At 46.8% G+C, this 6,445-nt stretch carries 6 protein-coding genes and 2 pseudogenes; 6 read left to right on the top strand and 2 right to left on the bottom strand.

Annotated elements, in window-relative coordinates:
- From V6C93_RS20295 to V6C93_RS38365, 6 genes and pseudogenes are all read left to right on the top strand, one after another.
- Positions 1-572, top strand: a 572-nt coding sequence (locus V6C93_RS20295) for a beta-1,6-N-acetylglucosaminyltransferase (RefSeq protein ID WP_333478489.1), incomplete at its 5' end; no start/stop codon positions are given.
- Between the two features lie 201 nt (positions 573-773).
- A complete protein-coding gene (locus V6C93_RS20290) occupies positions 774-1,766 on the top strand; it encodes a glycosyltransferase family 2 protein (protein ID WP_333478488.1) in 993 nt (330 codons plus the stop codon).
- 96 nt (positions 1,767-1,862) lie between these two features.
- Entirely contained in the window at positions 1,863-2,453 is a 591-nt protein-coding gene (locus V6C93_RS20285) for a serine O-acetyltransferase (RefSeq protein WP_333478487.1), read from the top strand.
- A gap of 492 nt (positions 2,454-2,945) precedes the next feature.
- Positions 2,946-3,491 (top strand): dTDP-4-dehydrorhamnose 3,5-epimerase, encoded by a 546-nt coding sequence (gene rfbC / locus V6C93_RS20280; protein WP_333478486.1) that lies wholly within the window; start codon positions 2,946-2,948, stop codon positions 3,489-3,491.
- Positions 3,488-4,441 (top strand): dTDP-4-dehydrorhamnose reductase, encoded by a 954-nt coding sequence (gene rfbD, locus V6C93_RS20275; RefSeq protein ID WP_333478485.1) that lies wholly within the window; start codon positions 3,488-3,490, stop codon positions 4,439-4,441. Before rfbC ends, rfbD begins: the two co-directional genes overlap by 4 nt.
- Positions 4,413-5,486: pseudogene (locus V6C93_RS38365) on the top strand (glucose-1-phosphate thymidylyltransferase). The gene rfbD and the pseudogene V6C93_RS38365 overlap by 29 nt, the downstream one beginning before the upstream one ends.
- 50 nt (positions 5,487-5,536) lie before the next feature.
- Here V6C93_RS38365 and V6C93_RS20260 read toward each other — a convergent pair.
- Positions 5,537-5,821: an XRE family transcriptional regulator gene (locus V6C93_RS20260; protein ID WP_333478482.1), complete on the bottom strand. Its 285-nt coding sequence runs from the start codon at positions 5,819-5,821 to the stop codon at positions 5,537-5,539.
- 257 nt (positions 5,822-6,078) lie between these two features.
- Positions 6,079-6,445, bottom strand: a pseudogene (locus V6C93_RS20255) (hypothetical protein); the annotation flags it as partial.

Raw genomic sequence — 6,445 nt, 5'->3', positions numbered from 1 at the left:
TCACTGACGGTCTTTGGCCTAATAGAGGAAATGACAATATCAACTACTGGCATGTGCGGTTATGGAAAATGCGGTTTGTCTTTCCAGGTGTTCTCAATTTGAGTTCTCACAACCGCTATCGTAACTTTGATAAAACTTGGTATCGTTTTGTGTCATTCTTTTGGGATAAAACAGTTCCTTTCTTACCCATTAAGCGTCAGTTTCCTGAAGGATTTACACCCTATCGAGGGTCTGCTTATTGGTGTTTTCCAAGAGACTGTGTTGAATACATCTATGATTTTATCAACAAAAATCCCTCTTATGTTAACTTCTTTAAATACGTTGATGGCCCCGATGAAATGTTCTTCCAAACCCTAATTTTGAATTCTCCTTTAAAAGACAGGGTTGTTAATGATAATTTGTTCTATATAGATTGGCATAATCCTAACCCAACTCGGCCTCGAGTATTTGAGAAAAGTGACTTGGAGAGACTAGCTAGCTCTCCCAAACTGTTCGCTCGTAAATTCGACTTCACCAGATTCCCTGAAATCTTAGACCTACTCGATCAAAAAGTATTGCAAGAAGATAATTAATTTTTGTAAGGTTGATACGAGTGAAATCTCGTAAAGATTTTTCTCTTCAGGAATTAAGCTGCTCTACCACTCGAACTGACCATCTTGTCCGTTGTCCCATAGTCTGTAGCGGAATCGAGAAAAACTCCAGCCTGACTAATCTGTGGCTGTTGAAACCATCTCATATCTCACAACATCTAAAACTGCCAGAGAGAATAATCTATGTCTGACGATACTCAGCTAGATAGCCCAACCCGTTTACTTGTCGTTATCGTTAACTACCGAACGGCTGGTCTAACCATTGACTGCTTGCGTTCCTTGGATAGTGAAGTGCGATCGCTCCCAGGAACCCGCGTAGTTGTTACGGATAACGCATCTGGTGATGGCTCCGGTGAAAAAATTCAAGCTGCAATTGAAAGCCAGGGGTGGGGAGATTGGGCAACGTTCCAGCCTTTAGAACGCAATGGCGGCTTTGCCTACGGGAACAACGCGCCAATTCGCCCTGCACTCTCGTCACCCAATCCACCCACCTACGTTCTGTTGCTTAATCCTGACACCATTGTGCGCCCCAATGCTTTAAAAGTACTGGTGGAGTTCATGGATGAACACCCGGAAGCGGGAATTGCTGGTAGCCGTTTGGAAGACCCGGATGGCACTCCACAGCACTCTGCTTTTCGCTTTCATACAGCCTTCAGTGAGCTAGATTTGGGCTTGCGTCTTGGCCTCGTCACGAAGTTATTGAACAACTGGGTCATTGCGCCTCCCATTTCGGACGAAGTTTGTCCTACTGATTGGGTCGCAGGGGCGAGTATGATCATTCGCCGCGAGGTATTGGAGACAGCTGGCTTAATAGATGAAGGTTACTTCATGTACTACGAAGAAATGGACTTTTGCCTGCAAGCCAAAAAAGCTGGATGGAGCTGCTGGTATGTCCCGCAAAGCCATGTTGTCCACCTAGTCGGGCAAAGCTCAGGAGTAACTGATACCAAGCGCCCGCCGAAGCGTCTCCCCCAATACTGGTTTGATTCTCGGCGACGGTACTTTCTCAAAAACCATGGTTGGCTGTACACTGCTCTCGCTGATGCAGCCTGGACAGTGGGTTTTACGTTGTGGAGGATTCGCCGAGTAGTTCAGGGTAAACCCGATCAAGACCCCCCCAATATCTTGGGTGATTTTCTCCGTAACAGCGTGTTCCTCAAACGGCAGTTGAGTTAACTGCCACATAGCCCTCCCAATTATTCAAGACTGAGCTACGATGAGCTCACCCTCTCAATTTTCTTCAAGAAAACATGCTTCCCCGTAGAGGAGATTATGGTTACACAACCTGACATCCTATCCAGTGTGAATGAATCAGAAACCCCAAACTTGGGACTCTGGCAACAGATCAAAGAGGACTGGATTGCTCATGGACGGGATTGGACTAAACCAGGATTTCGGGCGGTAGCCGTTTATCGCTTTGGAGTCTGGAGAATGAAGATTAAATCCTTAATTCTTCGGGCTCCTTTCAGCATTCTCTATCGCGCGTTATTTCGCAAAATTCGTAACACTTATGGGATTGAATTGCCTTACAGTGCTCAACTCGGTCGCCGTGTGGTGATTGAACACCAGAGTTGTATTGTAATTCATGGGGATTGTGTAATCGGCGACGATTGTATTATCCGCCAAGGAGTGACGATGGGAAATCGTTATCTGGATCGTGCCTTCGATGCCCCCAAATTGGGTAAGCGTGTCAACGTAGGAGCCGGAGCCAAACTCTTTGGTAACATTACTATTGGCGATGACGCAAGCATCGGAGCCAATGCCGTAGTACTCACAGACGTTCCCGTAGGAGCAACAGCTGTAGGCATTCCCGCCAAAATTATCAATTCCAAAAAGTCCGAACAAAGTTCTGGGAAAAATTAAATTTTCTCAAAATTTGGCGACCCATTTGGATGGGATTTTCCATCTAAAAGTAAGTTAACCTTAAACAATTTACGGCTTAGAATTCAGCCTAATTTTTAACTGAATTGAGCAAGCCTTGGTTCGCTGTTTCCTGATTATAAATTCCGCCATTGCTACCTCACGTAAGCATGAAAAATTGCGTGGGAATAGCGACTGTAATAATTTATCGATTTCGGGATAGATACCTGTCACCTCTAACGAAACAAGGACGTAAACAACCGCTGACCTAAGACAAGCGTCTACGTAACACTTGCCATCACTTTCACGATTGCTAAGATAGTGTTTGGCATAAAAGAGCGAATTCAACATTCCTCTACGTTAACAACATCTCTCTGCCTGATTGTCGAACAAAAAGACAGCAGGCAAGCGCTTGATTGATCGAATATAATGACTTGATCGCTAACCCGAAAAATTCCAAATTCTGGTTGGCGGGGTGGGCAATGAGAGTGCTTAATGAATATTATCCCGACTAAAATTTCTGACGTTCTGATTATTGAACCCCGAGTCTTTGAAGACCAACGTGGTTTCTTCTACGAAAGTCACAACGAGAAAGCGTTCCAAGAGAAAACTGGAGTAGACGTTCGTTTCGTTCAAGACAATCATTCGCGTTCTACTCAAAACGTTCTGCGAGGCTTACACTATCAGATTCAACAACCCCAAGGGAAGTTAGTCCGTGTAGTCGCTGGGGCGATATTTGATGTAGTGGTGGATCTGAGAAAAAGCTCTCCAACCTTCGGTCAATGGGTTGGCAGCCTACTCAGTGCAGAGAACAAGCAACAACTCTGGATACCAGAGGGATTTGCTCACGGATTTTGTGTACTCTCAGAAATTGCTGAAGTCCTGTATAAAACCACTGATTATTATGCGCCTCAACATGAGCGGTGTGTGGTTTGGAATGACCCCGACATAGCGATCGCGTGGCCTCTTACAGACGCCCCCATTGTATCCGCCAAAGACCAAGCGGGTCTGCCCTTTAAGGAAGCCGAGGTATTTCCATGACCCGGATTTTACTTACAGGTAGCACAGGACAACTGGGACAAGAACTACAACGCACCCTCGCTCCCTTGGGGGAAGTCATTGGAGTGGGGCGCGAGACAATGGATTTGTCTCAAGCCAGCAGCGTTCGTCAGCGTCTTGTTGAGGCTAAGCCTGACTTCATTGTCAATGCGGCGGCTTACACGGCTGTTGACAAAGCTGAGTCGGAACCGGAACTGGCAAACGCGATCAATGCGATCGCGCCCACTATCATGGCGGAGGAAGCCCAACGGCTTGGAGCCACCCTCATTCACGTTTCCACAGATTACGTCTTTGATGGTCGGAAAAATACTCCTTATATGGAGGACGATACCCCTAACCCGCTGGGTGTCTACGGACGAACCAAGTTGGAAGGAGAGGAAGGAATTCGCGACAAATGTGCGCGTCACCTGATTCTGAGAACCGCTTGGGTTTATGGCACCTTTGGTCAGGTTAACTTCGTAAAAACTATGCTGAGGCTCTTCGCCGAACGCGAAGAGGTTCGTGTAGTCGCCGATCAACTAGGGTCTCCTACTTGGGCGGCGGATTTGGCTCAAGCGATACACGCACTGGCGTGCCGCTGCTCAGAAACCACACTGCTGACTCAAACGAGCCAAGAACTTGAGCAGCCATCTGTTCCCATGGGGACTTATCACTATACCAATAGTGGCGTTGCCAGTTGGTACGACTTCGCCGTTGCTATCTTCGAGGAAGCCAAACCTCTTGGTTTTCCGTTGAAAGTACAGCGCCTCGTACCCATCACAACGGCAGAATATCCTACGCCTGCAACGCGTCCGGCTTATTCGGTGCTTTCTGGCAAGAAGATTTCAGCCGTTTTGGGAAGCCATCCTCCCCATTGGCGACAGGGACTAAGACAAATGCTTGAAGAATTTTACTCTTACAAACATGAAAGCACTTATTCTGTCGGGCGGTAAAGGCACACGTCTGCGACCCCTTACGTATACTGGCGCAAAGCAACTGGTTCCCGTAGCCAACAAACCTATCCTTTGGTACGGAATTGAAGCCATTGTCGAGGCCGGAATTACCGATATTGGCATTATCATCAGCCCGGAAACCGGAGGCGAGGTAAAAGCCAAAACCGGAGATGGCGAACGCTTTGGAGCCAAGATTACTTATATCCTTCAAGAACAACCCGCAGGTCTGGCTCACGCGGTTAAAATCGCCCAGCCTTTCCTTGGGGATTCTCCATTTGTCATGTACCTGGGCGATAACCTCGTACAAAGCGAACTCAGCTTGTTCTTGGAGAAGTTTGACGCAAAGAGCCTAGATGCTTTAACCCTACTCTGCCCGGTTAGCAATCCCAGTGCTTTCGGTGTAGCGAAAGTGGATGAAGAGGGGCGAGTGTTACAACTGATCGAAAAACCTAAAGACCCTCCTTCTAATCTGGCACTGGTGGGAATTTACATGTTTTCCCCAGTCATCCACGACGCGATCGCCGGGATTAAACCCTCTGCCCGTGGTGAACTAGAAATTACAGATGCGATTCAATACCTAATTGACCAGCAAAAGAAAGTAGAAGCCTAGCAACTGAAAGGCTGGTGGTTGGACACCGGGAAAAAAGATGACCTGCTAGAAGCCAACCGAATTATTCTCGATACCTGTCTCAACTCCGCCATCCAGGGTGAAGTGGATGAGCAAAGTCAGGTGATTGGACGGGTACAAATTGGTCAAGGGTCGCGGGTGAAAAATTGTACGATTCGCGGTCCCGTAACCATTGGAACTGACTGCTACCTAGAAAATTGCTTTGTTGGGCCCTACAGCAGCATAGCCGACCAAGTCACTCTAATTGAAGCTGACCTTGAGCATAGTGTAATTTTGCAGGGAGCCAAGGTAGAAGGCATTCACCAGCGGATTGTAGACAGTGTGCTAGGGCAACGGGCGCATCTGAAAATCGCGCCACGGCGACCCAAGGCGTTGCGGTTCATGATTGGTGACGATAGCCAGATTGAGCTGTCTTAGCGTTTCTTTTGTCGGAAGCCCCAACTTGCGCGAGCTGAAGTTGGGGTATTTCACATCAACTCAATACGCAACCTTTTACCAACAGCTTTAGCAGCATTCATCATAGTGTTTAGCGCTACCGATGTATTTTCTGGGTCGAGCAACCTATCGAGAGATGCACGACTTGTGTTCATCTCTTGAGCCATTGCTGTTTTCGTGAGTCCTTTCTCTTGCATTAATTGAGAAACTTGCCAAGCAAGAACACGTTTGATTGCAATTGCATCGACCTCCTCAAGAATCCCGTCTTTTTCAAGAAGATCGTCAAGTGAAGAACCGATATAAGGATTGGTAGTCATTGTCTCTCCTCTACGGCTCTCTTCCGAGATAAAAATTTTGTAGGGGCGAAGCATTCGTGCCGAGATGTATGAATCAATCCCGGATTTTTCTTCACGAATGCTTCGCCCTGCGTAGTTTGTGGAAGGGCGAAGCATTCGGATATAAAAATCTTGGTTGAGTCACAAAATTAATCGTCCCAATGCTTCGCCCCTACATCATTATTCAGAATAGGTGGGCATTGCTTACCCTATAGCTGTACACAGCTTCTAAAAATACATCATGGCTTGTGAGTACCTAGTTTCCCTGTATAAGGATTCACATTGCTCTCCGTAGAAAAGTTATTAAAAATATTTCCATCAGGCCAAGAACGGTGGTGCGGTTGAACATAGGTTCCATTGGCACGATAATATCCACTGACATCTGTAGCCGCCTGAATCGGTATGTTTCTAGCTGCATCATTTGCCGCTTGTCTTTGGTTGCTTCTGAAAGCCAGAGTAGCCACTTTCAATCCAATTACAACTACTTTTCCACTGCTTTTGAACGCTTCTTCGTTGGATTTTCCTTGAGATTTTTCGATTAGAAATGTTCCGGCGGCTGCAACAGATGTGACACCAGCTATGAGTGGTAAGTGAAATGCCATAGTG

Source organism: Allocoleopsis sp., from assembly GCF_036703385.1.
In the GTDB taxonomy this organism is placed as follows: domain Bacteria; phylum Cyanobacteriota; class Cyanobacteriia; order Cyanobacteriales; family Coleofasciculaceae; genus Allocoleopsis.
The sequence above is the reverse complement of the archived record's forward strand: the minus strand, read 5'-3'. Positions and strand labels throughout refer to the sequence as shown.